At 57.3% G+C, this 934-nt stretch carries 1 protein-coding gene and 1 pseudogene; both read right to left on the reverse strand.

Annotated features, from left to right (window positions below; all coding sequences use genetic code 11):
- Positions 1–11: 11 nt before the first annotated feature.
- A pseudogene (locus tag PYR71_RS30675) lies at positions 12–420 on the reverse strand (IS630 family transposase); the annotation flags it as partial.
- Positions 421–500: 80 nt separating this feature from the next.
- On the reverse strand, positions 501–934 hold a 434-nt coding region (locus PYR71_RS30680), incomplete at its 5' end, for a group II intron maturase-specific domain-containing protein (RefSeq protein WP_272785013.1).

Consider the following 934-nt stretch of genomic DNA (forward strand, 5'->3'; position numbering starts at 1 on the left):
CCTAGAGCGTTTCAGGTTTTCACGGAAGCATATCCGGCATTGGCGAAGTAGTTGCTGCATTCGCTGGGCTCGATGGTTGTGACGAGCTGTCCGATGTGGCGCCAGGTGTCATCGATGGTTCGCTTCTGAGCCAGGCGCATCCAGTGCTTGATCTTGGCAAAGGCCTGCTCGATCGGATTGAAATCGGGGGAATATTTCGGCAGGAACCATTAGTCTGGCGCCGGCCGCCCTGATTGCATCGCGAATGGTCTTGGCCTTATGGGAGCCGAGATTGTCGAGAATGACGATGTCGCCGGGCTTGAGGGTCGGGATCAACTGCTGTCGGACGTAGGCGTCGAAACATTCGTCATTGATCGGGCCATCGAAGACGCAGGGCGCGGTCATCTGGTCGCAGCGCAACGCACCGAGGAAAGTCAGCCAGGGGTGAGTAGGCCGGAGGGATTTCACCTGCCGGCCTCTCGCAGAACGGTGCGTGAACCTCTCGATTCACACCGCTCCCATCAGGTAAACGTGTTCGTTCCGAACGCCTGCCAGTGTACGAAGAGGTCCCGTCTATCTCGGGCAAGTTGCCGCAGGAACTGCGAAGCCCGAGTTTTGTGGAACCGAAAGCGCTTGTACTTTCGCATGATCCAGGCCTTGAGCTTCCGATTGACATAGTCAGCCAGAGAGAACAGGTCCGAACGACTGAACCGCCCATAGTAGGCAATCCATCCCCGGAGGAGCGGATTGATCTGTTTGGCGATTTCAGCCAGCGTCCCCGGCGTTTGCCGCGGAATGTTCAAGCTCTTGATCGTGGCCCGCATCGATTTTAGCGCCGCCGGACTGGCCGCTGGGGTATAGCCACAGAAGAACTCATTCCGCTGTGAAGTCGCCACCTGTCGCGGCCTGAACTGGTATCCAAGGAAGTCAAATTTGACAGTCGGATACATTTCCC

This window comes from Rhizobium mulingense, assembly GCF_029194105.1.
In the GTDB taxonomy this organism is placed as follows: Bacteria; Pseudomonadota; Alphaproteobacteria; order Rhizobiales; family Rhizobiaceae; genus Rhizobium; species Rhizobium mulingense.